This is a genomic window from Streptomyces sp. SID12501 (assembly GCF_010550245.1).
Classification (GTDB): Bacteria; Actinomycetota; Actinomycetes; order Streptomycetales; family Streptomycetaceae; genus Streptomyces.
Window position 1 is genome coordinate 1 of the sequence record NZ_JAAGLU010000550.1, and the last position, 462, is coordinate 462.

1 protein-coding gene is annotated in these 462 nt (G+C 74.2%); it reads left to right on the forward strand.

Going from position 1 to position 462, the window contains the following annotated elements:
• Positions 1-462, forward strand: a 462-nt coding sequence (locus tag G3I71_RS47235; RefSeq protein ID WP_164325108.1) for a glycosyltransferase, incomplete at both ends; no start/stop codon positions are given.

Sequence of the window (462 nt, forward strand, 5' to 3'; positions counted from 1 at the left end):
GGTGCCGTGGCGTCCCGAGCGCCGGGCGACGGTCCTGACCTGGGGCCTGCTGTCGGAGGGGAAGGGGGTCGAGTGGGCGCTGCGGGGGCTCGTGCAGCTCCGTGGACGCATGCCGCTGCCGGCCTACCTCGTCGTGGGCCAGACCCACCCCCGCGTCCTGGAACGCGACGGCGAGGCGTACCGCGACCGGTTGGTCGCCCTCGCGCACGACCTCGACCTGACGGAGTCGGTGCGCTTCGACGGCCGGTACCTGTCCGGCACGGAGCTGCGTGCGGTGGTCCGCCGCGCCGACGTCGTCCTGCTGCCCTACGACTCCAGCGAGCAGGTCACCTCGGGCGTGCTCGCCGAGGCCGTCGCCGCGGGACGTCCGGTCGTGTCGACACGGTTCCCGCACGCCGTCGAGCTGCTGTCGGGCGGCGAAGTGCTGCTCGTTCCCCGGCGAGATCCCACGGCCATCGCCGA